The sequence below is a fragment of the Sphingomonas sp. genome, from assembly GCF_032114135.1.
Classification (GTDB): domain Bacteria; phylum Pseudomonadota; class Alphaproteobacteria; order Sphingomonadales; family Sphingomonadaceae; genus Sphingomonas.
Genome location: NZ_DAMCTA010000003.1, coordinates 148,939 through 174,777 on the forward strand (window position 1 = coordinate 148,939; position 25,839 = coordinate 174,777).

The window sequence follows — 25,839 nt, forward strand, 5'->3', positions numbered from 1 at the left end:
GGTCGATATGGGATCGCCGCCCCCGATTGCGAGGCGCCCGCCCGTCCATTTTGCTTTCGTTTGGCCCCTCGAATCCCTATATCCTCGGCATGGCAGACACTCCGAAGACGAACGATCCCAACGCGAACGAGTACGGCGCAGATTCCATCAAGGTTCTCAAGGGTCTCGACGCGGTCCGCAAGCGCCCCGGCATGTATATCGGCGACACCGACGATGGTTCGGGCCTCCACCACATGGTGTTCGAGGTTTCCGACAACGCAATCGACGAGGCGCTGGCCGGCCACTGCGACCTGATCCTGATCACGCTCAACGCCGACGGATCGGTGTCGGTCGAGGATAATGGCCGCGGCATCCCGACCGGCATCCACTCGGAAGAGGGCGTGTCCGCCGCCGAAGTGATCATGACCCAGCTCCATGCGGGCGGCAAGTTCGAGAACACCTCGGATTCGAACGCCTACAAGGTTTCGGGCGGTCTGCACGGCGTGGGCGTGTCGGTCGTGAACGCGCTCAGCGAGTGGCTCGATCTCAACATCTGGCGCGACGGCGAAGAGCATTACATGCGTTTCCGTCACGGCGACGCCGAGGCGCCCTTGAAGGTGATCGGCCCGGCGAACGGCAAGAAGGGCACGCGCGTGACCTTCCTCGCCAGCCCCGACACGTTCAAGATCACCGAGTATGATTTCGAGAAGCTCGAGCATCGCTACCGCGAGCTCGCCTTCCTCAATTCGGGCGTGCGGCTGTTCCTTCGCGACGCGCGGCACGAGGAAGTGAAGGAAATCGAGCTGTTCTACGAGGGCGGCATCGCCGCGTTCGTGAAGTATCTCGATCGCAACAAGGTCGCGCTGATGCCCGATCCGGTGGCGATCAGCGGCACCCGCGACGACGTGACGATCGACGTCGCGCTGGAGTGGAACGACAGCTATTACGAAAACGTCCTCTGCTTCACCAACAACATCCCGCAGCGTGACGGCGGCACCCACCTCGCGGCCTTCCGCGCGGCGCTGACCCGCACGCTCAACAGCTATGCCGACAAGTCGGGGATGCTGAAGAAGGAGAAGGTCTCCCTCACCGGCGACGACATGCGCGAGGGGCTGACCGCGATCGTCTCGGTCAAGCTGCCGGACCCCAAGTTCAGCAGCCAGACCAAGGACAAGCTGGTCTCCTCCGAAGTCCGCCAGCCGCTCGAAAGCCTTATGGCCGACAAGCTGGCCGAGTGGCTGGAAGAGAATCCCGCCGTCGCGAAGCAGATCATCCAGAAGGTGATCGACGCCGCCGCCGCGCGCGAGGCCGCCAAGCGCGCCCGCGAGCTCACTCGCCGCAAGGGCGTGATGGACATCGCGTCCCTTCCCGGCAAGCTCGCCGACTGCCAGGAGCGCGATCCGGCCAAGTCCGAACTCTTCTTCGTCGAGGGTGACTCGGCCGGCGGTTCGGCCAAGCAGGGCCGCGACCGCCACTTCCAGGCGATCCTGCCGCTGCGCGGCAAGATCCTCAACGTCGAGCGCGCGCGCTTCGACCGGATGCTCGCCAGCCGCGAAATCGGCACGATCATCACCGCGCTCGGCACCGGCATCCGCGACGATTTCAACATCGAGAAGCTGCGCTACCACAAGATCGTCATCATGACCGACGCCGACGTGGACGGCGCGCACATCCGCACGCTGCTGCTCACCTTCTTCTACCGCCAGATGCCCGAGATCATCACCAACGGGCACCTCTATATCGCCCAGCCGCCGCTGTATAAGGCGACCAAGGGCCGCTCCGAGGTGTATCTGAAGGACGATGCGGCGCTCGACCAGTATCTGGTCGATGCGGGCGTGGGCGGCACGGTGCTCGACACCAATGGCAGCCAGCGCTCCGGCGAAGACCTGCGCACGCTGGTCGAGCATGCCCGCCGCATGCGTACCCTCATGCGCTACGTGCCGCGCCGCTACGATCCGATGATCATCGAATCGCTGGCGCTGGGCGGCGCGCTCGATCCCTCGGTGAGCCGCGAGCGCCATGCCGAGGAGCTGAAGACGGTCGTCCACCGGCTCGACGCCGCCGATACCGAAGCCCGGTGGAGCGCGCGCATCACCGAGGATGGCGGCTATCATTTCGAGCGGCTGTGGCGCGGCGTGACCGACCACCACATCGTCGAGGCGAACTTCCTCGTCTCGGCGGAGGCACGCAAGCTGCACACGCTGGCCAGTGAGCAGGCGGCGGCGTATCTCACGCCGTCGAAACTCGTCTCCAACAAGGGCCTGGCGACCGATATCGACGCGCCGGTGCCGGAGGAAGAGGCGCCGGTCGCGGTCGGCAAGGGCGAGAGCCTGGTGTCGCGCCCGTCGCAGCTGCTCGACGCGATCCTAGCCTTCGGCCGCAAGGGCCTGGCGATCCAGCGCTACAAGGGCCTCGGCGAGATGAACGCGGAGCAGCTGTGGGAGACCACGCTCGACCCGCAGAACCGTTCGATGCTGCAGGTGGCGATCGACCAGGCCGACGTGGCCGACGCGATCTTCACCCAGCTGATGGGCGACGTGGTCGAACCGCGCCGCGACTTCATCCAGGAGAATGCGCTCAGCGTGGCGAATCTCGACGTCTGAGCGTTTTGATCGGCGGGCGACCGGCGAGGGGTACCGTACCAGCGAGGGGGCATTCGACGTCGGTTCCGATCTTCGATTGTCTCCTTGCATCCTTTCCGGCAGCGCCATGATGTTGTGGATCGTCGGGGATCTATCCTGAACCCGGCTGGCTGTTCACGCACAATAGCGGACGCTCAGCGAATTTTCGGAACCCTATCACGGCGGGATGCATACACACCTATCATGTGCATGGCTTCCCGATCTCAAGATCGCCTTTGGTCTCTTCTAGAGTCTGCGCCCAGCCGATCGAGTCACGCTCATGATTCGCCGCCTCTTGCTTCAGCAAGGGGTATAACGCGGTATGGCCGTCTAAGCACCTAGCTTGGCTGCCATATATCTGTGGCAGGCCTTTGTGCACTCGCACCCGGTCAACCATTAGAGCATAATCTTTGGCGTCTACCTCAGCAGACTTTAACAGTGTTGCCATTTTGCCAAGAGCATATTCCCTGAAATCATCTTGAGGAGAATGCTGAGCGATCAGCCAAGCTCCATGTGTGATCTGCTTTCCGTCCCCAGTGTTTCAGAACCAACCAGAGGCCGGGAGAAACCTTTTTAGTTCCGCTGTATTGCGCTCGTCGATCCGGATAAGATCTCGCCCAATTGCTTCCCCGACGATGCGCCTCTGCTCACGTCTAGCGAAGGGTCGTCCATCAGCCAGAGGTTCTGCCGTGTTACCTCGTCCATACGGATGAGGTGAAGCACCTTCTCTCCCAAGGTCGCTGTGGCAGCCGGCGCACGACTTTCAGCCTCCTTCACAGCGCTACACCAACGAGCGAGCACGCTCGCGACCTTGGTGTCTGCCGAGATGCACAAGGCGGCTAAGAGAATCGCCGGAACAAGCATGCAAGAATAGCCTTCTGTTTCAAACCCAGTTGCCCAATCGCGCTAATTCAGCTTGTTACGCTAAACAGGAACGTCCGCAATTCACCGACGGACGTCAGCGGCGATCCCGGCCCTCTCTGGGCGCAAAGGCTGTCTTCTTGCATCCACCTCTCCGTTCACTATATGTTCGGCTCTTGCCGACTTGAGGCGGCCGCTCTTTATACCGTCCGACATTGTTGTTGCGCGCGTGAAGCGGCGCGATTGGCCCTCGGGTAGGGGCCCGCAATTCGCGCGCGCCTAAACTTCCTAAACTTTGCATCCGCTGCAGCCTGCTGCGGCACCAGCCGAAAGCGCGCAGGCCTAAACTTCCTAAACTTTGACAGGCGGAAGCGACTGCGGCGAGGCAGGTCGCAACCGCTTTCGGTCGTTGCTGAAAACGAACGGCGATTACCGCCCGACCTAATCGGCAAGGCGCTCCGCGAGCGCCGCGATGCCTTCGCCTTCGAAGCGATTCACTGCCGCGCCGTCGATGTGCACCGGATGGTCCAGGATCAGCACGGCATGCGCGCGGTGGTCGGAGTCGAGGTCGCGCCATGCGCGCACCGCGTCGCCCAGATTGGTGACCTCGGCGATGTCGCCGCCGCCGCGCACGACATTCTCCAGCGCCGCGCTCATCGTCCAGTCGATCGGCGGGTTCTTGGCGTCGTCGCCCCAGCGTGCTTCGGTCATGCGCGGACCTCGCGGTCGAGGTCGCTTTCGCTGATCACGATGATCGGGCGGTCGGGGCCGTTGGCGAGCGCGGCGAGGGCGGCTTGCGCGATCGGGTCGCGGTAGCGGCGGAAGCGCTCCTCGGCATCGCCGTCGGGCTGGCTGCCACTCAGCGCTTCGAGCACGCTGTACTGCACCGCGAACTGATACGCCTCGCCGTCGACTTGGCCGCCGAACTCGAGCTGGCGATCGTCGAGATTGTCGAACAGGGTGGTGTCGTCGATTTCCAGCTGCTGCGTCGCCATGCCATATACTCCGTTGCTAGGGATCGAAACTGTACGACCATGGGCGGGGTTCCGCGCGCCTGGTCCTTCGCCCTCGGCCAGGGCGTGCTCGCCGCGCCCCTCGCAAAAAGCTGATCCAAACCGCCTGCGTGCGCGTATAGACGGACGAAACGTCATGCAGGAGTTGCCATGCCTACCGTACTCATCACCGGCGCCACCGCCGGGATCGGCGAAGCTTCGGTCCGCGCCTTTGCCGATGCCGGCTGGCACGTCGTGGCGACCGGTCGCCGCGCCGATCGGCTGGAGAAACGCGCCGGCGAGCGTGTCCACACCCTCGCCTTCGACATCCGTGACGAAGCCGCGCGCGACGCCGCGCTGGACAGCCTGCCCGCATCCTTTTCCGAGATCGACCTGCTGATCAACAATGCCGGCCTCGCACTGGGCCTGGAGCCGGCGCAGACGGCGTCGCTCGATAACTGGCGCACGATGATCGACACCAATGTGACCGCGCTGGTCTCGATCACCCACAAGCTGCTGCCGGGGTTGGTGGCGCGCAAGGGCGGGATCATCAACCTGTCCTCGGTGGCTGCCACCTATCCCTATCCGGGCGGCAATGTGTACGGCGCGACAAAGGCGTTCGTCCGCCAGTTCACGCTCAACCTGCGCGCCGACCTGATCGGCACCGGTGTGCGCGTCACCTCGATCGAGCCGGGCATGGTCGAGACCGAATTCACCCTGGTCCGCACCGGCAGCCAGGATGCCTCGGACAAGGTCTATGCGGGCGTCAATCCGATGACCGCCGAGGACATCGCCGAGACGATGCTGTGGGTGGCGACGCTGCCGCCGCACTTCGCGGTCAACACGCTGGAGCTGATGCCGGTGAACCAGGCAAACGGCCCGTTCGCGGTGCATCGCGAAGGCTAAGCGGAGCGCGCGGGGCCTTCGCAGCGTTGCACCGGTCATGAGCCTTACCCCCCGACTCCGCAGCGACCCTCCGCCCGCCGGCCTGCGCCGGATGCGGATGGTCGCGACCGGGCTGCTGCTGGCGATGGCGGCGCTGTTCCTTGCTGCGCGCCATTTCCAGGGGCTGCATCCCGCGCTCCCCTTCGTCCGCGCCTTTGCCGAGGCAGCGATGGTCGGCGGGCTGGCGGACTGGTTCGCGGTGACCGCGCTGTTCCGCCATCCGCTCCATCTGCCGATCCCGCACACCGCGATCATCCCGCGCAACAAGGATCGCATTGCCGACACGCTCGGCCAGTTCCTCCGCGCCAACTTCCTGATCCCGCGCGTGGTGGCGCGGCGGATGCAGCGGCTCGACGTGGCGGGCGCGGCGGGGCGCTGGCTGGCGGCGCCGTCGCATGGCACCGGCCGGATCGGCGCGGGTGCGTCGCGGCTGGCCGCGAACATCCTGGAATCGCTCGACCAGGAGCGGCTGGGCGGCATGGTGAAGGGCGCCGTCGCGTCCCGGCTGCGCGCGATCGATGTCGCGCCGCTGTTCGGCCAGGCACTGGCGGCGGCGATCGCCAATGGCCGGCACTTGCCGCTGCTCGATTCGTTGATCCGGGGCGCCGCGCGCATCCTGGAGGCGAACGAGCATCTGATCCGCGAGATGGTCCATGCCCGCGCCGGATCGGTGATGCGCTGGACCGGGCTCGACGAGACGCTGGCGACCAAGATCATCGAAGGGCTGAAGAAGCTGATCGACGAGATGGCGGAGAACCCCGAACATCCCGTCCGTGCCAAGGTGGAGGAGGGGCTGGAGAGCCTCGCCCACCGCCTGCAGCACGATCCCGAACTGCAGGCCAAGGTGGAGAGCTTCAAGCTCGAGATGTTGGAGAATGAAGGTTTTCAGCGCTGGGTGGAAGGACTGTGGGAGCAGAGCCGCGCGGCGATGCTGCGGCTGGCGCGCGATCCCGAACGGGCGCTGGGCGGCCGGATGGGCGAGGCGCTGCGCCAGTTCGGCGGCACGCTGCAATCGGACCGGAAGCTCGCGCGGACGATCAACCGCTTCGTGCGGCGTTCGGCGGTGGGGGCGGCATCGGATTATGGCGACGGCATCGTCCGGCTGGTCTCCGACACGATCCGCGGCTGGGATGCGCAGACGGTGACGTCGCGGCTAGAAAATGCGGTGGGGCGGGACCTGCAATATATCCGGATCAATGGGACGGTGGTCGGGGGGCTGGTGGGGGTTGCGATCCACGCGGTGGATGTGGTGCTCCGGTAAGCCCCTCCCCTTCAGGGGAGGGGTTGGGGTGGGGCGGTGTCTCACCGAGACTAACCTAGGTTCTGGAATCCCTCCACCCCGACCCCTCCTCCGAGGAGGAGAGGGGCTAGAGATCGGTTACGACGGATGCGCCTCGGCTTCCGCGTCGTCGCCCGTCTCGCCGGGCAGTTGCTCCGCCTCGACAAAGGGGTCTTCCTCCCCGGTCATCGGGACGCCGTCGGGATCTTCGCCGGCGAGCGCATCCACGCGCCCGTCGCGCGGCGGGGCGCCTTGGGCGTCGACTTGATGGGCGTGGCGTTCGGTCTCGGTACGGTCGCGCGTCGGATTGGTGGTCATCATCGTTCCTCTCTCAACGTCGAGGCGACGCACATAGCCTAGGTTGGTTCCGCGGGCGATGCGCGCCGCCGGAGCAGCGCCGCACCTCCCAGCGCCAGCAACGTTCCCCCCGCCAGCAGCAGCGGCAGGCGCCGCGCCACCGGCTTGCGGAAGCCACCATCGATGCGGGGCCGGTCACCCGGCGGGTGGAACAGGTTGCCCGACGTCACCGCCGCCGGCCGTGCCTGGGTGAAATAGCCTTCGAACCAGCGGTCGATGATCTTGAGGCTGAGCGTGGGCGCCAGCGCATGGCCGATCCGCGCGGGCCAGGTCTGGGCACCGACGATGGTGGTGGCGCGCGGATGATCGGCGAGCCGCACCACCGCTGCCGCCACCCGTCGCGGATCGACCAGCGGCAGCGGCGGATGGATCGCCTTGCCGGTATAGTTGGCGGGATGGTCGAGCGCGGGGGTGTCGACCAGCGCCGGATAGACGTCGCAGATATGGATGTGCGGGTACGCCGCCTGTTCCGCGCGCAATGCCTCGGACAGGCCTTTCAGCCCGAACTTGCTCGCCGAATAGGCGGCGGCCAGCGGCGCGGCGGCGAAGCCGACCATCGAGATCATGTTGACGAACACGCCGCGCCCCTGGCGCTGGAAGATCGGCAGCACGGCATGCGCCTCATAGAGATGGCCGAGCAGGTTCGATCGCAGCACCTGTTCGTGCGCCTCAATCGGCACCTCCTCGAACCGCCCGACCGCGCCGACGCCCACATTGGCGAACCACAGGTCGATGGTGCCGCCAAATGCCTGCGCCGCCTCGGCGAGCGCCAGCACCGCGGCGTTGTCGCCGATCTCGGTCGGGACGACCTCGATCGCCGCGCCGCGGGCGCGCAGTTCGCTTGCGAGCGCTTCCAATGCCTCGGCGCCCCGCGCGGCGAGGACCAGCCGCCAGCCTCGCTCGGCGAACAACTCGGCGGTGGCGCGGCCGATGCCGCTCGAGGCGCCGGTAATCACGGCAGTGCGGGGCGATGAGAGTGTCGCCATGATCGGTCTCCAAGCAAAAGGCGCGGGCGGCGCCGTGTCGATCGACCAACCGGATTGTGGAGCAAGGGTTGCAAGCCTTTCAAAACAAAGCCTTGCTGCGAATGCTGCCGCGCTTTCCCAAACGGGCCGCGGTGGGCTATGCAGCGGCATGCGGATCGATGCCCACCACCATCTCTGGCACTATACCCTCGACGCGTTCGGCTGGATCGAACCCGGCAGCGCCATTGCGCGCGACTTCGACCCCGACGACCTCGCCTGCGAGATGCAGGCTTCCGGCATCGACCATGCGATCGCGGTGCAGGCGCGGCAAAGCGAGGCGGAGACGGCCTTCCTTCTCGACTGCGCCTCCCGCCAGCCAAAAATCGCCGGGGTGGTCGGCTGGATCGACCTGCGCGCGCCCGACATCGCCGAACGGATCGCGGCACGCCCGACGGGGCCGATCCTCGGCTATCGCCACGTCGTCCAGGACGAGCCCGATGCCGATTTCCTGCTGGGCGACGCGTTTGTCGCGGGCGTGCGCGCGGTGCTGGCGGCGGGGCTCAGCTATGACGTGCTGGTCAACGCCGCGCAACTCGGCACCGTGCCGGCCTTTCTCGATCGCGTCGGGGAGGGTCGGCTGATCCTAGACCATGCCGCCAAGCCGAACATCGCCGCAGGCGCCTGGCAGCCCTGGGCCGAGCAGATCGCCGCCGCCGCGCGCTACCCGAACCTGTTCTGCAAGGTCTCCGGCCTGATCACCGAGGCCGCGGGCGATTGGAAGCCCGGCGATTTCGAACGCTATCTCGACCATGTCTTCGCCTGCTTCGGCCCCGATCGCGTCCTGTGGGGTTCGGATTGGCCGGTGTGCGAACTTGCGGGACGATATGCCGATACGCTGGATCTCATCGCTGGTTACGTCGCGCGGCACTGCACGGACGCGGAAAGGGCGGTGTTCGGCGACAACTCCGTGCGCGCATATGCGCTAAAATTCGGCAGATAAGAAAACCAACTTGCATATATGCGAACGGGCATGGCAGGGCATGGGCAGGAGATTCTTGCCATGCGTACCATCCTCTGCAACGCGCCGTTCGAGCTGACTCAGATCCAGCGCGAGGCGCCCGAGCCCGGTCCCGGCGAGGTGCTAATCCGCATTCACCGCGTCGGCCTGTGCGGCACCGATTATCACATCTTCGCCGGACGCCACCCGTTCCTCCAGTACCCGCGGGTGATGGGGCATGAGCTGGGCGGCGAGGTGGTGGCGCTAGGCGAGGGTGTCTCGCTCGCGCTCGGCCAGACGGTGGCGATCAATCCCTATATCGCCTGCGGCCACTGCGTCGCCTGCCGCAAGGGCAAGCCCAATGCCTGCGTCAACATCCGTGTGCTCGGCGTCCACAGCGACGGCGGCATGGCGGATCTGCTGGTGGTGCCGGCAAGTGCGGTGATCGACGCCGAGGGGCTGAGCGTCGACCAGGCGGCAATGATCGAGTTCCTCGCGATCGGCGCGCATGCCGTCTCGCGCGTGCCCAGGGACGGCGAGGGACGGATGCTGGTGGTCGGCGCGGGGCCGATCGGCATCGCCAGCGCGCTGTTCGCGCGGCTCGACGGGTTCGATGTCACCCTGGTCGACCAGCGCGCCCAGCGGCTCGCCTTTGCGCGCGAACAGCTCGGTCTCGACGGCGAGGTCGCCGACGAAGGTCTGGCCGAGCGCCTGGCAGCCCGCACCAACGGCGACGGCTTCGACGTGGTGATCGACGCAACCGGTTCGCTGCCGGCGATGCGCCGCAGCCTCGACTTCGTCGGGCATGGCGGCGCGCTGCTGCTGGTCGGCGTGGCACCCGGCGACCTCAGCTTCGCCGATCCCGAATTTCACAAGCGGGAAGCAGTGCTGATTGCCAGCCGCAACGCGCTCGCCAGCGACTTCCAGCGGGTGATCGCGGCGATCCGCTCGGGCGACGTGCCCACCGACAAGCTCCACACCCACAGCGTCGATGCCGACGACCTCCCCCAACGCCTGCCCGCGCTGATCGAGGAGGCTGATCATGTGCTTAAGGCGATCGTCGCCTTCTGACGCGCTGCTCGCCGGTCAGGGCTGATCGGCGAGCGCGAAGATCTGTTCGGTCGGCACCCATTTCACGCTCGGCTCGGCAAAGGCGAGCCGGCGCTGGAAGCCGTCCATCAGCGTTTCCCAGGCCTGCACGTCGGGATCGGCGGCATCGCGCGCGCGCTTGGCTTCGGGATCGAAGCTCGGGCTGGTTTCCATCACCATCACCAGCCGGTCGCCGGCGTGCCAGATCTCCATCGCCTCGATCCCGGCGTCGCGGATCGACTGGGTGACGGCGGCCGGCGGCCCGCCCGGGCGGTGCCAGTGGCGATAGGCGGCGATCGCCTCGGGATCGTCGTTCAGGTCGAGCAGCAGGACGTGGCGCATCGGAAACCCTCTCCTTGGTGGGAGCCTGCATAGCCGCCGCCGGTCCTGGCACAAGCCGGCGCCGCATCGCGACTTTTCCGATCCGCCCGCATCGCGTACGTCCTGCCGAATTCGGGGGCAGGGAGAGAAACGTGGCGAAGGCGGGCAAGCCGGTGCAGGGGGCAACGATCATTGACGTGGCGGCGAAGGCGGGCGTCTCCGCCATGACCGTGTCGCGGGTGATCAACGGCCGAACCGGCGTGAGCGCAGCAACCCGCGAAGCGGTGGAGCGGGCGATCGCCGAGCTCAGCTACGTGCCCAATGTCGCCGCGCGCAGCCTGGTCACCTCGGCCGAGCTGCGCATCGGCGTAGTCTATTCCAATCCCAGCGCTGCCTTCATGAGCGAGCTGCTGACGGGCGTGTTCGAAGAGGCCTCGACCCGGGGGGCGCGGCTGGTGCTGCTGAAGGGCGAGGGCGGGCGGCCGCCGGCGGAGGCGGAACTGGCGCGCTTCGCGGCTTCGGGCCTCTCCGGCATCCTGCTCGCGCCGCCGCTCGGCGAGGCGCCGGTGGTGCTGCGGACGCTAAGGAATGCCGGCGTGCCGATCGCCGCGATCGGCGCCTATCACGTCCCCGGCGCCACCTGCGTGCGGATCGACGACCGCGGCGCGGCCTGCGAGATGACGCGCCATCTGCTCGATCTCGGCCATCGCCGGCTCGGTTTCGTCGTGGGCAATCCCGACCAGGCAGCGAGCGCCGAGCGCCGCGCCGGGATGGAGGACGCGATGCGCGAATTCCCCGATGCGGGCGTGCAGTTGGTGCAGGGCGATTTCAGCTATGCCTCGGGGCTCGCGGCGGGCGAGGCGCTGCTCGACGGCCCCGCGCCCCCCACTGCGGTGTTCGCCAGCAACGACGACATGGCGGCGGCGATCGTCTCGGTAGCGCATCGCCGACAGCTGGACGTGCCGCGCCAGCTTACGGTGGTCGGTTTCGACGATACCACTGCGGCGGTGACGCTGTGGCCGCCGCTGACTACCATCCACCAGCCGGTGCGCCGCCTCGCTGCCGAGGCGCTGGCGCTGGTGGCGGACGAGGCGCGCGGCGCTTCGTCCAAGACGCGCACGCGCCGCGATCGGGTGCTGGAGCATGAGATCGTCAAGCGCAGCTCGACCGCCGCGCCGCCCAGGGACTGATCGCTAGGCGGTCGTGCCGGCGGGGCAGGTAAGTCGCACGCGCAGGCCGCCGATCGGGCTATCCTCCAGCACCATCGTGCCGTCGCACAACGCCACGAGGTCGCGGACGATGGCGAGCCCGAACCCGTCGCCTGCCGGGCCTTCGTCGAGCCGCACGCCGGGCTGGAGCACCTGTTCGCGGCGTTCGGGGGGGATGCCGGGGCCGTTATCGTCGATCGTGAGGGTGATATGATCCGGTGCCTCGGCAGCGCTCGATACGACGACCGTGCTGCGGGCGTGCCGCGCGGCATTGTCGAGCAGATTGCCGAGGATCTCGGCCAGGTCGTGCGCGTCGATGGCGATCCGCGCGTCCACCGCGATCGCCAGCCGCATCGCCGTGGCGGGATAGAGCGTGTGCAGCACGCCCGCCACATCGCTTGCGACCGGCGCGATGGCGGTGCTCGCACGCCGGTTCACCGCGGCGGCACGGGCGCGGGCGAGGGTATGGCGGATCACCCCTTCGATCCGCCGGACCTGCGCGGCTTCGGGCGTGTCGGGCGCGACGGTGAGCGCCAGCGTCGCAATGGGGGTCTTCAGCGCATGGGCAAGGTTGGCCGCCGATTGCCGCGCAGCCGCGAGCGTGGCGGCATTGGCGGCGGCGAGCGCGTTGAGCTCGGTGGCAAGCGGCTGCAGCTCGGCGGGCTGCGCTTCGTCCACCGCCATGCGCTCGCCGCGGCGTATCGCGCCGATCTGCGCAACCAGCGCCGCCAGCGGCTGCAAGGCGAAGCGCAATTGCACCCAGGCGGCGATGGCGAAAATCAGCGCCAGCGCCACGATGACGCTGGCAAGCGGGACCAGCGCGTCGCGCACCGGACGACCGATCACGCGGCCCGGTGCGGCGGCGGTCAGCTTCACCGAGCCCGCGCTGCTCTCCACGACGAGGCGGCGCGCATGGATGCGGCCCTTCGCATCCTCGCTGTCGAGCGGCACGGGGGGTAGTGCCGCGGGCGCGGTTTCGGCGGGGCCGGGGAAGGGCAGTCGCAACGTCGGGAAATCGTTGCTCCCCAGCGTCTCGCGCGGACCTTCGATCCGCCAGCGCCAGCCCGGCCCGGCGGCAAGGGCACCCTGCCGTACCGCCAGTCGCGCGCGATCGACGCTGCCGTCGTCTCGCACCGCGCTCGCCAGCACCGCCAACTGGGCATCGAGCCGCTGATCGACCCCGCCGGTCACCACCCGGTCGAGGACACCGGCCATGGTCCAGCCGGCGAGCCCCAGTGCCACCAGCGTGACCAATGCTGACAACAGCATCATCCGCGCACGCAGCGACCCGCCCGTCATGCCGATTGCTCGCCGCAGGTAAGCCGATAGCCGCGGCCGCGTACCGTCTCGATCCGCTCGGCACCGATCTTGCGCCGCAGCCGGCCGATGATCACCTCGAGGCTGTTCGAGTCGACATCGGCATCGCCTTCATAGACGCGCTCGAGCAGTTCGAGCCGCTCGATCACCACCTCGCGTCGCAGGATCAGCTGCGACAGCACGCGCCATTCAAAGGCGGTGAGCTTGAGCGGCAGCCCGTCCAGTTCGAACTGGCCGGTCTGGCTCTCGAAGGCGAGCGGGCCGCATTCGATCCGCGTCTGGGCATGGCCCGCGGCGCGGCGGACCAGCGCGCGTAACCGCATCATCAGTTCCTCGACGCGGAACGGCTTGGTCAGATAGTCGTCGGCACCCGCCTTGAACGCGGTCACCTTGTCCGCCCAGGCCTCGCGTGCGGTAAGCACCAGCACGGGGAGCGCGCGCCCGTTCGCCCGCCACGCGGCGAGGATCTCGGCCCCGGTCCTGCCCGGCAGCCCCAGATCGAGCACCGCCGCGTCATAGGCCTCGGTCTCGCCGAGATGTTGCGCGTCGACGCCATTGGCAGCCAGATCGACGGCGCAATGCTCCGCCCGCAGCGCCCGTGCGATGGCAGGGCCGAGATCGGGGTCGTCTTCTACCAGCAGGATCCGCATGTCTGTCGCCTAGCTCCCGGGCCTAAACCCAAACTGAACCGCGAGGTTCAGCAGGGGTCGGGTACGACTCGCTAGAACGATGCCATCGAACACCCAAGAGGAGTTGATGGAATGACCGATTGGAAGAACACGCTGCCGCCGCGCAACCGACTGACCGTTGCTGCCGCAGCGCTGCTCGCACTGGGCGCTGCGGGCGGCGCAGGGGCTGTGCAGCTCACCCGACCGTCCGTGGAAATGGCACCGACGGTGCCGACCGTGGTCGCCAAGCTCGCGCAGACCAGCGGCATCGTGACCGTGAAGGGTCGCGTCGCGGAAACCTATGGCGATCACTTCGTGCTGCAGGATGGTTCGGGGCGAACGCTGGTCGATGCGGGCCGCGGCGCGGCCGACGTCCAGTCCGGCGTGGCGCTGATGGTGCAGGGGCGTTATCGCGACGGCCAGCTTCACGCCTCGTACCTGGTCGACGCGCAGGGCAATGTGCAGGCGGTCGGCGCTCCGCCGCCTCCGCCGGGCGGCCCGCACGGGCCGCCGCCCCCGCCGCCGGGCGGACCGGGTGCACCCCCGCCGCCGCCGGGCGCCGGCGCCCCGCCGCCCCCGCCGCCGGGCGCGGTTCCGCCCCCGCCCGCCGGGAGCGTACCGGCTCCGGGTGGGGCGGTTTCGCCTCCGCCGCCTGCAACGACACCAGGCGCAGCGTCTGTCACGGGAGTAGTCACCCCGGTGCCCGCGCCGGGCCCGACGCCAGCGCGCTGATCGCGAGCCATGAAGAACCCGCCCGCGAAGTCCTCGTCGTGGGCGGGTTCTTCATGGGGCGGTCGAGATGGGTGAGGTCTGACGCGCTAGCGGCTTTCGGTCCCGCGGCGCCCTCCGCCGTCGTCCACCCCGCGTTTCGCTATTGCGGACAGGCCAAGGCGTCGGATGTGCGGCACTCGGGCGAGTGATCCGCCTCTACTTTATTCAGGGCCTGGCATCGCGGATCGCTTCCAGTTCCGCCAGGCGCACCGGATCGTCTGCCGCCAGCGTTTCTTCGAGATAGAAGCTATACGGGATGTCGCGTACGATCTCCCGCGCCTCGCCCTGGTATTCCTCGGCGACAACGGCGAATGCATCCACCAGTTCGCGGAGAAATGGCCGGTCTAGGGTTTCCAGGTCGCCGCCAATGACCTCCATCAGTTCAACCGCCAGATCAGGGTCGACCTGATCATCCGTCGTAAGGTCCGCGAACAGCACTACCCGAGAGATAAGGCGCGCGATTTGTACGGCTATCATGGTTTCACCACCCTCACGTTGATGTTGGTGACATTCATCTTCTTTAGTAACTTCAGCGCTTTCGCCTTTTGAGCAACATCGGGAACTTCCCATGTTCCAATCAGGCGATGTTCCGACAGCACTTTAGACTGCCGCATCAATTGTGCTCGCGCATGTGGGGCATCCCTCACGCCCCATTTCCGGTCGATGACATAATCGCCTTGGACGCCATCGAACTTGACGGGCCGTTTGGAACCGTCCGGCATGGTTCGCATCAGGGCTGGCGCAAGCCCAGGGCGCGCGCCGTTTGCCGCATCGTTATAGGCTACCCAGGGTCTCGTGCTTTTATGCGTCTCCTTGACCCAGCCGATCTGCGGCGGCGGAAAGTTCGGTCGCGGCTTCGCGAGGCGCAGGCGACGCACCGCAGCGAGTTTGGAAAGCGCCGCCTCGGGAACCACACCCAGCGCGACGTTTCCCGCTACCGAGCCTGCCGCGCGGCCGATATCGCGTGCCGACGCGCTGCGGATCGCACGCGCTGCTCGTGAAGCCTGAATGAACGCGGGCGTATCTTCGGCAGCGATCGCTCCGTCGATAGCCCCAGCGATCACCCGGCCGGTCTTGCGAACCGTCGTCATGGGATTCGTCGTCAGTACATCCTGTACGCTTTGGGCAGTTTCTGCCGCGACATCGTATAGCCCCTCGGTCACGCCGCCGGCGAACTCGCCGATGGCGTTTGGTGCAGTTTCCCGCGATCTGCGCTTTGCATTCGGCACACCGCCGTCGGGAATCGGTTTTGTTTCTTCCCGCACATTGTCCGCAACCGACATGGTATGGCTTGGACGGATATCCGATTGATATGTGGCAGGGTTATGCTGTCTACTCGTGACGCCACCAGAACCCACGCGACGCGCCTGCCCGGTGCCCGCCGAGGTGAACCTGCCATTGGCCGGGTCGTGCCAAGGATTGAACTTATACTCTATCGGCGCAGGTACGAGCGCTACGCGCCTGCGTCGCCCCGTCCGCAACCACAACGCGAAATCGCTTGATGCATCTTCATGTTCAGTAGGCATGATAAACCTCCCCCCGGAGATATCCTGCCCCAATAGAACAAAATACGAACATTGTCAAGATAGGGGCCAAACGCGCATGGCAGGTCCCCGTCGCCGGCGGCTCGAAATACCGGGCGCGGTAACCGGCAGTCAGGCGCTCCGCTGGCGGGGGCAGCGTTGGCCGGGACTGCTCGAAAAAGGGGGGGGGCGGCGTAGTGACCAGGCGTGCATGGGTAATGCCCCGGGCCGCTCGGCCCTTGGTCGATGGGGCCGGCAACGCCGGAATTTCTGCACGTCTGGAAAATGGTGCCCAGAAGAGGACTCGAACCTCCACGACCTTGCGATCGCCAGCACCTGAAGCTGGTGCGTCTACCAATTCCGCCATCTGGGCACGGGGTAGGCCGGCGCCTCTAGGGGAGGTTTGCCGGGGCTGTCAACGACGTTTTTCGAAAAATGTTGGACTTCGCGTCGCGCTTGCCGTTTAGCCCTTCGCACGGCATTGGGGCCGCAAGGTTCGCGAAGGCAGTGAGGCGGAAGATGAAGGACAGGCTGGTAACCCTGATCGGCGGTGGGGGCTTCCTCGGCCGCTACGTGGCGCAGGAGCTGCTTGCCGCCGGCGCGCGCGTCCGCGTCGTCGAGCGCAAGCCGCGCGACGCCTGGTTTCTCAAGACCCAGGGCAATCTGGGCCAGACCCAGCTCGTCGTGGGCGACATCACCAAGCCCCAAACGCTCGCCCGCGCGCTGCAGGGCAGCGACGCGGTGGTGAACTTCGTCGGCATCCTGTCGGGCGATTTCGACAAGGTCCATGTCCACGGCGCGCGTAACGTCGCCGAGGCGGCTAAGGCCGCCGGTGCCGGCGCGCTGGTGCACATCTCGGCGATCGGTGCCGATGCGAACTCGCCGTCCGGATATGGCCGCAGCAAGGCTGCCGGCGAGCAGGCCGTGCTTGCCGCCTTCCCGGGTGCTACGATCCTGCGGCCCTCGATCGTGTTCGGTCGCGAGGATGCGTTCGTGAACCGCTTCGCCGGCATGATCGCGGGCGCGCCGCTGAACATCGTGCCGGTGGTGCGCGGCGAGACCAACTTCCAGCCGGTGTTCGTGGCCGATGTCGCCCAGGCGATCACCGCCGCACTGGCCGATCCGGCGGTGCATGGCGGCAAGACCTATACGCTGGGCGGCCCGGACGTGCTGAGCATGTCGGCGCTGCTCCACTGGATCGCCGGTGCGATTGGCCGCAAGCCGCACTTTGTGGCGCTGCCGGATTCGCTCGCGGGCGTGATCGCGTCGCTGCCGGGCACGCCGATCACGCGCGACCAGTTCGCGATGCTGCAGGCCGACAATGTCGTGCCGGCGGGTGCCGAGGGCCTCGCCGCGCTGGGCGTGCAGCCGACGCCGATGGCGACGGTGGCGCCGAGCTGGCTGGTGCGCTTCCGCCAGGCCGGCCGCTTCAGCCGCTTCCGCGCGACCGCCTGAACCCATTCCCCCCTGCCGGGCGGCGCCTTGCAGGGGGTCGTCCGGCGCGACCCCCTGAAGGAGGCTTTCCATGACCACGCTGCTGGTGGCGATCCTGCTCGGCATCGTCGAAGGCGTTACCGAGTTCCTGCCGGTCTCCTCGACCGGGCATCTGATCCTCGCCAGCGAGCTGATGGGCTATGATTCGGCGCGCTGGGCGATGTTCAACGTCGTCATCCAGTTGGGCGCGATCCTGGCGGTGGTGGTGCTCTACTGGCGCACCTTCTGGGCTGTGCTCGACGGGCTGATCAAGCTCAATCCGGTGTCGATCCGGTTCGTGCGCAACCTGCTGATCGCCTTCATCCCCGCCGCGGTGATCGGCCTCGCGCTCCACAAGCATATCGAGGCGCTGCTCGGCGCGCCCAAGGTGGTCGCCTGGGCGCTGATCGTCGGCGGCGTCGCGATCCTGGTCATCGAGCGGCTCGTCAAGTCGGCGACGATCCACGGTATTGCCGAGATTCCAGTGGTCCGCGTGCTCGGCATCGGCTTCGTCCAGTGCCTGGCGATGGTGCCGGGGGTCAGCCGCTCGGGCGCGACGATCATGGGCGCGCTGTCGCTCGGTGTCGAACGGCGTACCGCGGCCGAGTTCAGCTTCTTTCTCGCCATCCCGACGATGCTCGGCGCCACCGCGCTCGAGCTGCTCAAGAATCGCGAGATGCTCGCGACCAGCGGCGTGGGCTGGGGGGAGATCGGCGTCGGGTTCGTCGTGGCGTTCATCGTCGCGCTGGCCGTGATAAAGTGGTTCGTTGGCATCGTGAGCAAACATGGCTTCACGCCCTTTGCGCTCTATCGTATTGTTGCGGGAATCGCCGCGCTAATTTGGCTTTCGATGCGATAAGACCGAAACGGACCTTACCAATGCATATTCCGGGGTTGGCCGGGCCAAAAATTGGGCTCTGAGCCTATATAGGTAAGTATTGCTGTCTTTATCGCGGTGTCGCTCTCCTGTACGGGGGCGACATGGCTGACGATCCTATGCTCAAATTCGTCGGACGCCCGCAGGCGTATCCGGCCAAGCGTCCCGCCCCGCTGCGAGCGGAAGATTTTCGCGAGATCGCGGAGCGCTATGCGGTACCCGACGCGGAATCGCAGGCAGGCCGCTGCAGCCAGTGCGGCGTGCCCTATTGTTCGGTGCACTGCCCGCTCCACAACCATATCCCGGACTGGCTGCGCCTGACCGCCGAAGGGCGGCTGCAGGAAGCCTATCAACTTTCCAACAGCACCTCGACCATGCCGGAGATCTGCGGCCGCATCTGCCCGCAGGACCGGCTGTGTGAAGGTAATTGCGTGATTGAATTCTCCGGCCACGGCGCGGTGACGATCGGCTCGGTCGAGAAGTTCATCACCGACACCGCCTGGGCCGAAGGTTGGGTGGAGCCAGTGCAGGTCGGGCGCGACCGCGGGCAGTCGGTCGGCATCATCGGTGCAGGGCCCGCGGGGCTCGCCGCCGCCGAATATCTGCGCGGCTACGGGTACGACGTCCACGTCTACGACCGCTACGATCGCTCGGGCGGGCTGCTCACCTATGGCATCCCCGGCTTCAAGCTGGAGAAGGACGTGGTGATGCGCCGCGTCGACCGGCTCGAGCAGGCGGGCATCGTCTTCCACCGCAATTTTGAGGTCGGCCGCGACGCGACGCTCGGCGAACTCCGCCAACGCCACGACTCGATCCTGATCGCGACCGGCGTCTACAAGGCGCGGGCGATCAAGGCCCCGGGCGTAGGCGCCAAGGGCGTGGTCGACGCGCTGGACTATCTGACCGCGTCGAACCGCAAGAACTTCGGCGATGCGGTGCCTGCCTATGACGATGGCAGCCTCAACGCGCTCGGCAAGCATGTCGTGGTCGTCGGCGGTGGCGACACCGCGATGGACTGCGTCCGCACCGCGATTCGCCAGGGCGCGGCCTCGGTAAAGTGCCTCTACCGCCGCGACCGGGCGAACATGCCGGGCTCGCAACGCGAAGTCGCCAATGCCGAGGAGGAAGGCGTCGAGTTCGTCTGGCTCTCCGCGCCGGAAGCCTTCGAAGGCACCGAGCAGGTGAGCGGGGTGCGCGCCTCCAAGATGCGCCTCGGCGCGCCCGACGCCTCGGGCCGCCGCGCGCCGGAGGTGGATCCGGGCGGGGCGCTGCAGATGCCCGCCGACCTTGTCATCAAGGCGCTCGGCTTCGAGCCCGAGGACCTGCCCAAGCTGTTCGGTGCCGAGGAACTGGGCGTCACCCGCTGGGGTACGCTGCGCACCGACGGCAAGACGATGATGACCAGCATGGACGGCGTGTTCGCCGCCGGCGACATCGTCCGCGGCGCGAGCCTCGTCGTTTGGGCGATCCGCGACGGTCGTGACGTGGCGGCGCACATGCATGCATGGATGAAGGCGCACGCGAAGGCGCCAACCGTCCAGACCGCCGCGCGCGAGGAGAGCCTGGCATGAAGACGCTCGTCACCGCGATACTGGTCGCCGTCGCCAGCCCAGCGCTGGCGCAGACCCAGTCCGTTCCGCCCGCGCAGGCGACCGCCGCACCCGATCCCGCGCGCCTCGCCGTCGCGCGCGAGCTGGCGGACAAGCTGATCCCGCAGGGCATGTACCAGCGGATGATGGGCGGCAACTTCAACCGCATGATGGAATCGATGGTCGGCTCCGCCGCGGACATCCCGGTACGCGACTTCGCGAAGATGGGCGGGATGAGCGAGGCGGACGTCGCCGCGCTCGGCCAGACCACGCTGCGCGAGGTGATGGAGATTTACGATCCCTATTGGCAGGAACGCCAGCAGCGGATGATGCGGTCGATGATGGGCGAGATGGGCAAGCTGATGGCCACGCTCGAGCCCAAGGTGCGCGTCGCGCTCGCCCGGGCCTATGCGCGCGAATATACGCTGCCCGAGCTGCAGGAGCTCCAGCGCTTCTTCGCAACGCCGGCGGGCAGCCATTATGCGCGCAGCTCGATGGAGCTGATGATGGGGCCGGACATGACGCAGGCCATGGCCGAGGCAATGCCCGAGATCATGCAGCAGATGCCCGCGCTCGTGCAGGCCGCCCAGGCCGGCACCAAGGACCTGCCGCCGCCGCGCAAGGCCGAGGATCTGACACCCGAACAGCGCGAGAAGATCCTGAAGCTGCTGGGCAGCAAGGCCGAGCAGCCCGCCAAGAAGTAAGCACCGCGTGCCTCTCAAGGACGCGCGAACGAAGATCGAGGAAGACCATGGACGACATCAAGCTGGCCTCCGAGCGCGAGCGCCTCGCCCGCGAGGGCATGTACCGCCCCGAATATGAAGGCGATGCCTGCGGCGTGGGCATGGTGGCTGCGACCGACGGCCAGTCGTCGCGCCGCGTCGTCCAGTCGGCGATCGATGCGCTGAAGGCGGTGTGGCACCGCGGCGCGGTGGATGCCGACGGCAAGACCGGCGACGGCGCCGGCCTCCATGTCGACCTTCCCTTGCGCTTCTTCGACGAGCAGATCGTCGGGAGCGGCCACCGCGTGCTGCCCAACCGCCTCGCCGTCGGGATGATCTTCCTGCCGCGCACCGACCTCGGCGCGCAGGAGACCTGCCGCACCATCGTCGAGAGCGAGATCATCGAGGCGGGCTACACCATCTATGGCTGGCGCCAGGTGCCGGTCGACGTTTCAGTCATCGGCATGAAGGCGCAGGCGACGCGCCCCGAAATCGAGCAGATCATGATCGCGGGCCCAATGCCCGAGGCGATGGACGCCGCCGAGTTCGAGCGCCAGCTCTATCTGATCCGCCGCCGCATCGAGAAGCGGGTGATCGCGGCGCAGGTCGGCGGTTTCTACATCTGCTCGCTGTCGTGCCGCTCGATCATATACAAGGGGCTGTTCCTCGCCGAATCGCTGTCCGACTTCTATCCGGACCTCAAGGATTCGCGCTTCGAGAGCCGCGTCGCGATCTTCCACCAGCGCTATTCCACCAACACCTTCCCGCAATGGTGGCTGGCGCAGCCGTTCCGCTGCCTGGCGCATAACGGCGAGATCAATACGATCCGCGGCAACCAGAACTGGATGCGCAGCCACGAGATCAAGATGGCGAGCATCGCGTTCGGCGAGCAGAGCGAGGACATCAAGCCGGTGATCCCGGCCGGCGCGTCGGATACCGCCGCGCTCGACGCGGTGTTCGAGGCGATCTGCCGTTCGGGCCGCGACGCGCCCACCGTCAAGCTGATGCTGGTGCCCGAAGCCTGGCAGCAGGACGAGGATACCCCTGCCTCGCACGCCGCGATGTACCAGTATCTCGCCAGCGTGATGGAGCCTTGGGACGGCCCAGCTGCGCTCGCGATGACCGACGGCCGCTGGGCGGTTGCCGGCATGGACCGCAATGCGCTGCGCCCCTTGCGCTACACCCAGACCTCGGACGGTCTGCTGATCGTCGGCTCGGAAACCGGCATGGTGCCGGTGCCGGAGGCGAATGTCGTCGCCAAGGGCCGGCTCGGGCCGGGCGAGATGATCGCAGTGGACCTCGACGAGGGCAAGCTGCTCCACGACCGCGCGATCAAGGACCAGATCGCCGGCGAGGCCGACTATGCCTCGATGGTGCAGGGCTTCCTGTCGATCGACGACCTGCCCGCGGCCCCCGCTGAGACCTATTACGATCGCGCCGAACTGTCGCGCCGCCAGGTCGCTGCCGGCCAGACGCTCGAGGACATGGAGTTGATCCTCGCGCCGATGGTCGAGACCGCCAAGGAAGCGATCGGATCGATGGGCGACGATACGCCGCTCGCGGTGATCTCGTACAAGTCGCGGCTGATCAGCCAGTTCTTCCGGCAGAACTTCAGCCAGGTGACCAACCCGCCGATCGATCCGTTGCGCGAGCGCTATGTTATGTCGCTCAAGACGCGGTTCGGCAACCTCTCCAACATCCTCGATACCGAGGGGGTGGGGAGCCCGGTGCTGGTGCTGGAAAGCCCGGTGCTCACCAATACCGACTGGCACCGGCTGCGCGCGCATTTCGGCACCAATGCCGCCGAGATCGACTGCACCTTCGCGGCGGATGGCGATCCCGAGTCGCTGAAGCTCGCGATCAAGCGCATCCGCCACGAGGCCGAGCAGGCCGTCCGCGCGGGCTGCACCGAACTCTTCCTCACCGACGAGCATAGCGGCCCGGACAAGGCCGCAATCGCCGGCGTGCTGGCGGCGGCGGCGGTGCATACCCACCTCGTCCGCCGGGGGCTGCGCTCTTATGCCAGCGTCAATGTCCGCACCGCCGAGTGCCTCGACACGCATTATTATGCGGTGCTGATCGGCGTCGGCGCGACCACGGTGAACGCCTATCTGGCCGAAGCCGCGATCGCCGATCGCCATGCGCGCGGCCTGTTCGGCGAGATCAGCCTGGCGGACTGCCTCAAGCGCCACCGCAAGGCGGTCGACGAGGGGCTGCTCAAGATCCTGTCGAAGATGGGCATCGCGGTGATCAGCTCGTACCGCGGCGGCTACAACTTCGAAGCCGTGGGCCTGAGCCGCGCGCTGGTGAACGACCTGTTCCCCGGCATGCCGGCCAAGATCTCGGGCGAGGGCTATGGGTCGCTCCACCTCTCGGCGATGATGCGCCACGAGGCGGCCTATGATGCCGGCGTCGCGACGCTGCCGGTCGGCGGCTTCTATCGCCAGCGCTCGGGCGGCGAGGCGCATGCCTATTCGGCGCAGCTGATGCACCAGCTGCAGACCGCCGTCTCGAACGACAGCTATTCGAGCTACCTCGCCTTTGCGCGCGGGGTGCGCGATCTGCCGCCGGTCTATCTGCGCGATCTCCTGGAGTTCAACTTCCCGGAGACGGGCGTCGCGATCGACCAGGTCGAGGCGATCACCGAGATCCGCAAGCGTTTCGTGACCCCGGGCATGTCCCTGGGCGCGCTAAGCCCCGAGGCGCACGAGACGCTGGCGATCGCGATGAACCGGATCGGCGCGCGCGCCGTTTCGGGCGAGGGCGGCGAGGATTCGGCGCGCTACAAGCCCTATGAGAATGGCGACAACGCCAATTCCTCGATCAAGCAGGTCGCCTCGGGCCGGTTCGGCGTGACCGCGGAATATCTGAACGCCTGCGACGAGATCGAGATCAAGGTGGCCCAGGGCGCCAAGCCCGGTGAGGGCGGGCAGCTGCCCGGCTTCAAGGTCACCGAGTTCATCGCCAAGCTGCGCCATGCGACCCCGGGCGTGACGCTGATCTCGCCGCCGCCGCACCACGACATCTATTCGATCGAGGATCTGGCGCAGCTGATCTACGATCTGAAGCAGATCAATCCGCGCGCGCGGGTGTGCGTCAAGCTGGTCAGCTCGGCCGGCATCGGCACCGTCGCGGCAGGTGTGGCCAAGGCGCATGCCGACGTGATCCTGGTCGCCGGCCACAATGGCGGCACGGGTGCCTCGCCCTTCACCTCGATCAAATATGCCGGCACGCCCTGGGAGATGGGCCTGTCCGAGGTCAACCAGACGCTGACGCTCAACGGCCTGCGCGGCCGCATCAAGCTGCGTACCGATGGCGGGCTCAAGACCGGGCGCGACATCGTCATCGCCGCGATCCTCGGCGCCGAAGAATTCGGCATCGGCACGCTGAGCCTCGTCGCGATGGGCTGCATCATGGTCCGCCAGTGCCATTCGAACACGTGTCCCGTGGGCGTCTGCACCCAGGACGAGAAGCTGCGCGCCAAGTTCGTCGGTACGCCGGAAAAGGTCATCAACCTGATGACCTTCATCGCCGAGGAAGTCCGCGAGATCCTCGCCAAGCTGGGCTTCAAGAGCCTGGACGAGGTGATCGGCCGTACCGAACTGCTCCGCCAGGTCAGCCGCGGCGCCGAGCATCTCGACGATCTCGACCTCAACCCGATCCTCGCCAAGGTGGATGCGGACGATGCCGAGCGGCGCTTCAGCCTCAGCACCTTCCGCAATGACGTGCCGGACAGCCTCGACGCGCAGATGATCAAGGATGCCGCCCCGGTGTTCGCGCGCGGCGAGAAGATGCAGCTCACCTATTCGGTGCGCAACACCCACCGCGCGGTGGGCACGCGGCTCTCGTCCGAGGTGACCAACCGGTTCGGCATGTCGGCGCTCAGCGACGGGCACGTCCATGTCCGGCTGCGCGGCTCGGCGGGCCAGTCGCTCGGCGCGTTCCTGTGCAAGGGCATCACGCTCGAGGTGTTCGGCGACGCCAACGACTATGTCGGCAAGGGCCTGTCGGGCGGCGTGATCGTGGTGCGCCCGATGGTCAGTTCGCCAATCGAATCGTGGAGCAACACGATCATCGGCAACACCGTGCTCTATGGTGCGACGTCGGGGCGGCTGTTCGCGGCGGGCCAGGCGGGCGAGCGCTTCGCGGTGCGCAATTCGGGCGCCGATGTGGTGGTCGAGGGCTGCGGTGCGAATGGCTGCGAGTATATGACCGGCGGCACGGCGGTGGTGCTGGGCCGCGTCGGCATGAACTTCGGCGCGGGCATGACCGGCGGCATGGCGTTCGTCTATGACGTCGACGGCAGCTTCGAGCGCCACGCCAATCCGGAGAATATCACCTGGAACCGGTTGGCCGCCAGCCATTGGGAAGCCAGGCTCCGGGCGCTGGTCGAGGCGCATGCCGAGGAGACCGACAGCAAATGGTCGAGGGGCCTGCTGGAGGACTGGGACCGCGAAGTGGGCAAGTTCTGGCAGGTGGTGCCGAAGGAAATGCTCACCCGGCTGCCGCATCCGCTGAACGACACCGTCGAGGCAGTGGCGGCGGAGTAAGCCTCAATCGAGGGCGGCGACCACGTCGGTATGGCGGAAGTCGTCGCCCTTGAAGAGCAGCGGGCAGTCCGCAAGCGCGGCGACCGCATAGGCCATGCAGTCGCCATAGTTCAGGCGGGCGGGGTGACGGCCCTTGCCGAAGCGGTCGAATGCGTCGGCAGCGACCTGCAGGTGATCCTCGCCGAACGGAACGACCACGAAAGGCGGTTTGGCGAGCAGCGCCGAGCCGGCGTCGGCGGCGGCGCGGGTCGATTGGCCGAGCACCACCATGCGAAATTCCAGTGCCGTAGGCGCGCCGATCAGCACGGTGTCGGTCGCATCCAGCAGCGCCGCGATGCGGTCCGCTTCGGGCTCAACGAAGAGCAGCGCGACAAGTGCCGAGGTATCGATCGCGATCACCGCGGCAAACCGTGCTCGTCATATCCCAGTATGTCGTCGGCGCTGCGGTCATTGCGCGGTTCAGCAGCTGCAACGGTCTGAGCGCGCTTCAGCCGATCGGTAAAGCTGTCCGCGCTCGTGCGATCGCGATCCATCGCCTCGCGCACGGCCATGCGGATCGCGGTGGTATAGCTCACCCCCTTGGCGCGCGCGTAGCGGCGGACCAGCCGGTCGGTCTCTTCGTCCTTGATGCTGAGCGCCATGGTGCGGCTCCGTTCTAGAATGCGGCTCAAAATATAGAATTGTGGGCAGCGCTACAACGAGTCTTCCCCGGCCCATTTCCGCTGCTTATGGCTT

The 25,839-nt window shown here is 67.1% G+C and carries 24 protein-coding genes and 1 tRNA gene; 12 read left to right on the plus strand and 13 right to left on the minus strand.

Annotated elements, in window-relative coordinates; all coding sequences use genetic code 11:
• Positions 1–89 precede the first annotated feature (89 nt).
• Positions 90–2,582, plus strand: a complete 2,493-nt coding sequence (gene gyrB / locus RT655_RS16520; protein WP_313538808.1) for a DNA topoisomerase (ATP-hydrolyzing) subunit B — start codon at positions 90–92, stop codon at positions 2,580–2,582.
• A gap of 220 nt (positions 2,583–2,802) precedes the next feature.
• On the opposite strand, the gene RT655_RS20005 is transcribed toward gyrB, so the two are convergent.
• The 3 genes from RT655_RS20005 to RT655_RS16530 form a co-directional block, all read right to left on the minus strand.
• Positions 2,803–3,120, minus strand: a complete 318-nt coding sequence (locus RT655_RS20005; protein WP_409530288.1) for a DUF6624 domain-containing protein — start codon at positions 3,118–3,120, stop codon at positions 2,803–2,805.
• Between the two features lie 782 nt (positions 3,121–3,902).
• The gene (locus RT655_RS16525; RefSeq protein WP_313538810.1) at positions 3,903–4,172 is read right to left on the minus strand and encodes a hypothetical protein; all 270 of its coding nucleotides are present in this window, start codon (positions 4,170–4,172) and stop codon (positions 3,903–3,905) included.
• Positions 4,169–4,456, minus strand: a complete 288-nt coding sequence (locus RT655_RS16530) for a DUF1488 family protein (protein ID WP_313538812.1) — start codon at positions 4,454–4,456, stop codon at positions 4,169–4,171. Before RT655_RS16530 ends, RT655_RS16525 begins: the two co-directional genes overlap by 4 nt.
• 168 nt (positions 4,457–4,624) lie before the next feature.
• Between RT655_RS16530 and RT655_RS16535 the strand changes: the two genes are divergently transcribed.
• Together RT655_RS16535 and RT655_RS16540 are read left to right on the plus strand one after the other, a co-directional pair.
• Positions 4,625–5,359 (plus strand): SDR family NAD(P)-dependent oxidoreductase, encoded by a 735-nt coding sequence (locus tag RT655_RS16535; protein ID WP_313538813.1) that lies wholly within the window; start codon positions 4,625–4,627, stop codon positions 5,357–5,359.
• 37 nt (positions 5,360–5,396) lie between these two features.
• The gene (locus RT655_RS16540) at positions 5,397–6,659 is read left to right on the plus strand and encodes a DUF445 domain-containing protein (protein ID WP_313538814.1); all 1,263 of its coding nucleotides are present in this window, start codon (positions 5,397–5,399) and stop codon (positions 6,657–6,659) included.
• Between the two features lie 117 nt (positions 6,660–6,776).
• Here the strand turns inward: RT655_RS16540 and RT655_RS16545 are convergent, their stop codons facing one another.
• Together RT655_RS16545 and RT655_RS16550 are read right to left on the minus strand one after the other, a co-directional pair.
• Complete coding sequence (locus RT655_RS16545; RefSeq protein ID WP_313538816.1) at positions 6,777–6,998, minus strand: hypothetical protein; 222 nt, start codon at positions 6,996–6,998, stop codon at positions 6,777–6,779.
• A gap of 35 nt (positions 6,999–7,033) precedes the next feature.
• A complete protein-coding gene (locus RT655_RS16550; RefSeq protein WP_313538818.1) occupies positions 7,034–8,020 on the minus strand; it encodes an SDR family oxidoreductase in 987 nt (328 codons plus the stop codon).
• A 148-nt stretch (positions 8,021–8,168) separates the two neighbouring features.
• On the opposite strand from RT655_RS16550, the gene RT655_RS16555 reads away from it, so the two are divergent.
• Both RT655_RS16555 and RT655_RS16560 read left to right on the plus strand, forming a co-directional pair.
• Positions 8,169–8,999, plus strand: coding sequence for an amidohydrolase family protein (locus RT655_RS16555; RefSeq protein WP_313538820.1), 831 nt, complete (start codon positions 8,169–8,171; stop codon positions 8,997–8,999).
• 60 nt (positions 9,000–9,059) lie between these two features.
• Positions 9,060–10,067 (plus strand): zinc-binding alcohol dehydrogenase family protein, encoded by a 1,008-nt coding sequence (locus RT655_RS16560; protein WP_313538821.1) that lies wholly within the window; start codon positions 9,060–9,062, stop codon positions 10,065–10,067.
• A gap of 15 nt (positions 10,068–10,082) precedes the next feature.
• Here the strand turns inward: RT655_RS16560 and RT655_RS16565 are convergent, their stop codons facing one another.
• Entirely contained in the window at positions 10,083–10,427 is a 345-nt protein-coding gene (locus RT655_RS16565; protein WP_313538823.1) for an L-rhamnose mutarotase, read from the minus strand.
• Between the two features lie 131 nt (positions 10,428–10,558).
• Here RT655_RS16565 and RT655_RS16570 point away from each other — a divergent pair, with 131 nt between their 5' ends.
• A complete protein-coding gene (locus RT655_RS16570; protein ID WP_313538825.1) occupies positions 10,559–11,596 on the plus strand; it encodes a LacI family DNA-binding transcriptional regulator in 1,038 nt (345 codons plus the stop codon).
• A 3-nt stretch (positions 11,597–11,599) separates the two neighbouring features.
• Here RT655_RS16570 and RT655_RS16575 read toward each other — a convergent pair whose 3' ends face one another.
• Together RT655_RS16575 and RT655_RS16580 are read right to left on the minus strand one after the other, a co-directional pair.
• Positions 11,600–12,913: a sensor histidine kinase gene (locus RT655_RS16575; RefSeq protein WP_313538827.1), complete on the minus strand. Its 1,314-nt coding sequence runs from the start codon at positions 12,911–12,913 to the stop codon at positions 11,600–11,602.
• A complete protein-coding gene (locus RT655_RS16580; protein WP_313538828.1) occupies positions 12,910–13,581 on the minus strand; it encodes a response regulator transcription factor in 672 nt (223 codons plus the stop codon). The genes RT655_RS16575 and RT655_RS16580 overlap by 4 nt, the downstream gene beginning before the upstream one ends.
• Before the next feature lie 111 nt (positions 13,582–13,692).
• Here RT655_RS16580 and RT655_RS16585 point away from each other — a divergent pair, with 111 nt between their 5' ends.
• Positions 13,693–14,331 (plus strand): hypothetical protein, encoded by a 639-nt coding sequence (locus RT655_RS16585; protein ID WP_313538830.1) that lies wholly within the window; start codon positions 13,693–13,695, stop codon positions 14,329–14,331.
• 204 nt (positions 14,332–14,535) lie between these two features.
• On the opposite strand, the gene RT655_RS16590 is transcribed toward RT655_RS16585, so the two are convergent.
• From RT655_RS16590 to RT655_RS16600, 3 genes are all read right to left on the minus strand, one after another.
• Complete coding sequence (locus RT655_RS16590; RefSeq protein ID WP_313538832.1) at positions 14,536–14,808, minus strand: hypothetical protein; 273 nt, start codon at positions 14,806–14,808, stop codon at positions 14,536–14,538.
• A 35-nt stretch (positions 14,809–14,843) separates the two neighbouring features.
• Positions 14,844–15,896 (minus strand): hypothetical protein, encoded by a 1,053-nt coding sequence (locus RT655_RS16595; protein ID WP_313538834.1) that lies wholly within the window; start codon positions 15,894–15,896, stop codon positions 14,844–14,846.
• Between the two features lie 283 nt (positions 15,897–16,179).
• Positions 16,180–16,266: transfer RNA gene (locus RT655_RS16600), tRNA-Leu, on the minus strand.
• A 146-nt stretch (positions 16,267–16,412) separates the two neighbouring features.
• Here RT655_RS16600 and RT655_RS16605 point away from each other — a divergent pair.
• The 5 genes from RT655_RS16605 (at position 16,413) to gltB (ending at position 25,104) form a co-directional block, all read left to right on the plus strand.
• Positions 16,413–17,348: a complex I NDUFA9 subunit family protein gene (locus tag RT655_RS16605; protein WP_313538836.1), complete on the plus strand. Its 936-nt coding sequence runs from the start codon at positions 16,413–16,415 to the stop codon at positions 17,346–17,348.
• Positions 17,349–17,418: 70 nt separating this feature from the next.
• The gene (locus tag RT655_RS16610) at positions 17,419–18,225 is read left to right on the plus strand and encodes an undecaprenyl-diphosphate phosphatase (RefSeq protein WP_313538838.1); all 807 of its coding nucleotides are present in this window, start codon (positions 17,419–17,421) and stop codon (positions 18,223–18,225) included.
• Positions 18,226–18,347: 122 nt separating this feature from the next.
• Entirely contained in the window at positions 18,348–19,814 is a 1,467-nt protein-coding gene (locus tag RT655_RS16615) for an NAD(P)-dependent oxidoreductase (protein WP_313538840.1), read from the plus strand.
• A complete protein-coding gene (locus tag RT655_RS16620; RefSeq protein ID WP_313538842.1) occupies positions 19,811–20,536 on the plus strand; it encodes a DUF2059 domain-containing protein in 726 nt (241 codons plus the stop codon). The genes RT655_RS16615 and RT655_RS16620 overlap by 4 nt, the downstream gene beginning before the upstream one ends.
• A gap of 47 nt (positions 20,537–20,583) precedes the next feature.
• Positions 20,584–25,104, plus strand: coding sequence for a glutamate synthase large subunit (gltB, locus tag RT655_RS16625; RefSeq protein WP_313538844.1), 4,521 nt, complete (start codon positions 20,584–20,586; stop codon positions 25,102–25,104).
• 3 nt (positions 25,105–25,107) lie between these two features.
• On the opposite strand, the gene RT655_RS16630 is transcribed toward gltB, so the two are convergent.
• The gene (locus tag RT655_RS16630) at positions 25,108–25,503 is read right to left on the minus strand and encodes a type II toxin-antitoxin system VapC family toxin (protein WP_313538845.1); all 396 of its coding nucleotides are present in this window, start codon (positions 25,501–25,503) and stop codon (positions 25,108–25,110) included.
• Positions 25,500–25,745, minus strand: coding sequence for a type II toxin-antitoxin system VapB family antitoxin (locus RT655_RS16635; RefSeq protein ID WP_313538847.1), 246 nt, complete (start codon positions 25,743–25,745; stop codon positions 25,500–25,502). Before RT655_RS16635 ends, RT655_RS16630 begins: the two co-directional genes overlap by 4 nt.
• Between the last annotated feature and the right edge of the window lie 94 nt (positions 25,746–25,839).

Bases quoted from the DNA above. Each gene is read 5' to 3' on its own strand.
- gyrB (WP_313538808.1), top strand. From the start codon at position 90: ATGGCAGACACTCCGAAGACGAACGATCCCAACGCGAACGAGTACGGC.
- RT655_RS16525 (WP_313538810.1), bottom strand. From the start codon at position 4,172: ATGACCGAAGCACGCTGGGGCGACGACGCCAAGAACCCGCCGATCGAC.
- RT655_RS16530 (WP_313538812.1), bottom strand. From the start codon at position 4,456: ATGGCGACGCAGCAGCTGGAAATCGACGACACCACCCTGTTCGACAAT.
- RT655_RS16535 (WP_313538813.1), top strand. From the start codon at position 4,625: ATGCCTACCGTACTCATCACCGGCGCCACCGCCGGGATCGGCGAAGCT.
- RT655_RS16540 (WP_313538814.1), top strand. From the start codon at position 5,397: ATGAGCCTTACCCCCCGACTCCGCAGCGACCCTCCGCCCGCCGGCCTG.
- RT655_RS16545 (WP_313538816.1), bottom strand. From the start codon at position 6,998: ATGATGACCACCAATCCGACGCGCGACCGTACCGAGACCGAACGCCAC.
- RT655_RS16550 (WP_313538818.1), bottom strand. From the start codon at position 8,020: ATGGCGACACTCTCATCGCCCCGCACTGCCGTGATTACCGGCGCCTCG.
- RT655_RS16555 (WP_313538820.1), top strand. From the start codon at position 8,169: ATGCGGATCGATGCCCACCACCATCTCTGGCACTATACCCTCGACGCG.
- RT655_RS16560 (WP_313538821.1), top strand. From the start codon at position 9,060: ATGCGTACCATCCTCTGCAACGCGCCGTTCGAGCTGACTCAGATCCAG.
- RT655_RS16565 (WP_313538823.1), bottom strand. From the start codon at position 10,427: ATGCGCCACGTCCTGCTGCTCGACCTGAACGACGATCCCGAGGCGATC.
- RT655_RS16575 (WP_313538827.1), bottom strand. From the start codon at position 12,913: ATGACGGGCGGGTCGCTGCGTGCGCGGATGATGCTGTTGTCAGCATTG.
- RT655_RS16580 (WP_313538828.1), bottom strand. From the start codon at position 13,581: ATGCGGATCCTGCTGGTAGAAGACGACCCCGATCTCGGCCCTGCCATC.
- RT655_RS16585 (WP_313538830.1), top strand. From the start codon at position 13,693: ATGACCGATTGGAAGAACACGCTGCCGCCGCGCAACCGACTGACCGTT.
- RT655_RS16595 (WP_313538834.1), bottom strand. From the start codon at position 15,896: ATGCCTACTGAACATGAAGATGCATCAAGCGATTTCGCGTTGTGGTTG.
- RT655_RS16605 (WP_313538836.1), top strand. From the start codon at position 16,413: ATGAAGGACAGGCTGGTAACCCTGATCGGCGGTGGGGGCTTCCTCGGC.
- RT655_RS16610 (WP_313538838.1), top strand. From the start codon at position 17,419: ATGACCACGCTGCTGGTGGCGATCCTGCTCGGCATCGTCGAAGGCGTT.
- RT655_RS16615 (WP_313538840.1), top strand. From the start codon at position 18,348: ATGGCTGACGATCCTATGCTCAAATTCGTCGGACGCCCGCAGGCGTAT.
- RT655_RS16620 (WP_313538842.1), top strand. From the start codon at position 19,811: ATGAAGACGCTCGTCACCGCGATACTGGTCGCCGTCGCCAGCCCAGCG.
- gltB (WP_313538844.1), top strand. From the start codon at position 20,584: ATGGACGACATCAAGCTGGCCTCCGAGCGCGAGCGCCTCGCCCGCGAG.
- RT655_RS16635 (WP_313538847.1), bottom strand. From the start codon at position 25,745: ATGGCGCTCAGCATCAAGGACGAAGAGACCGACCGGCTGGTCCGCCGC.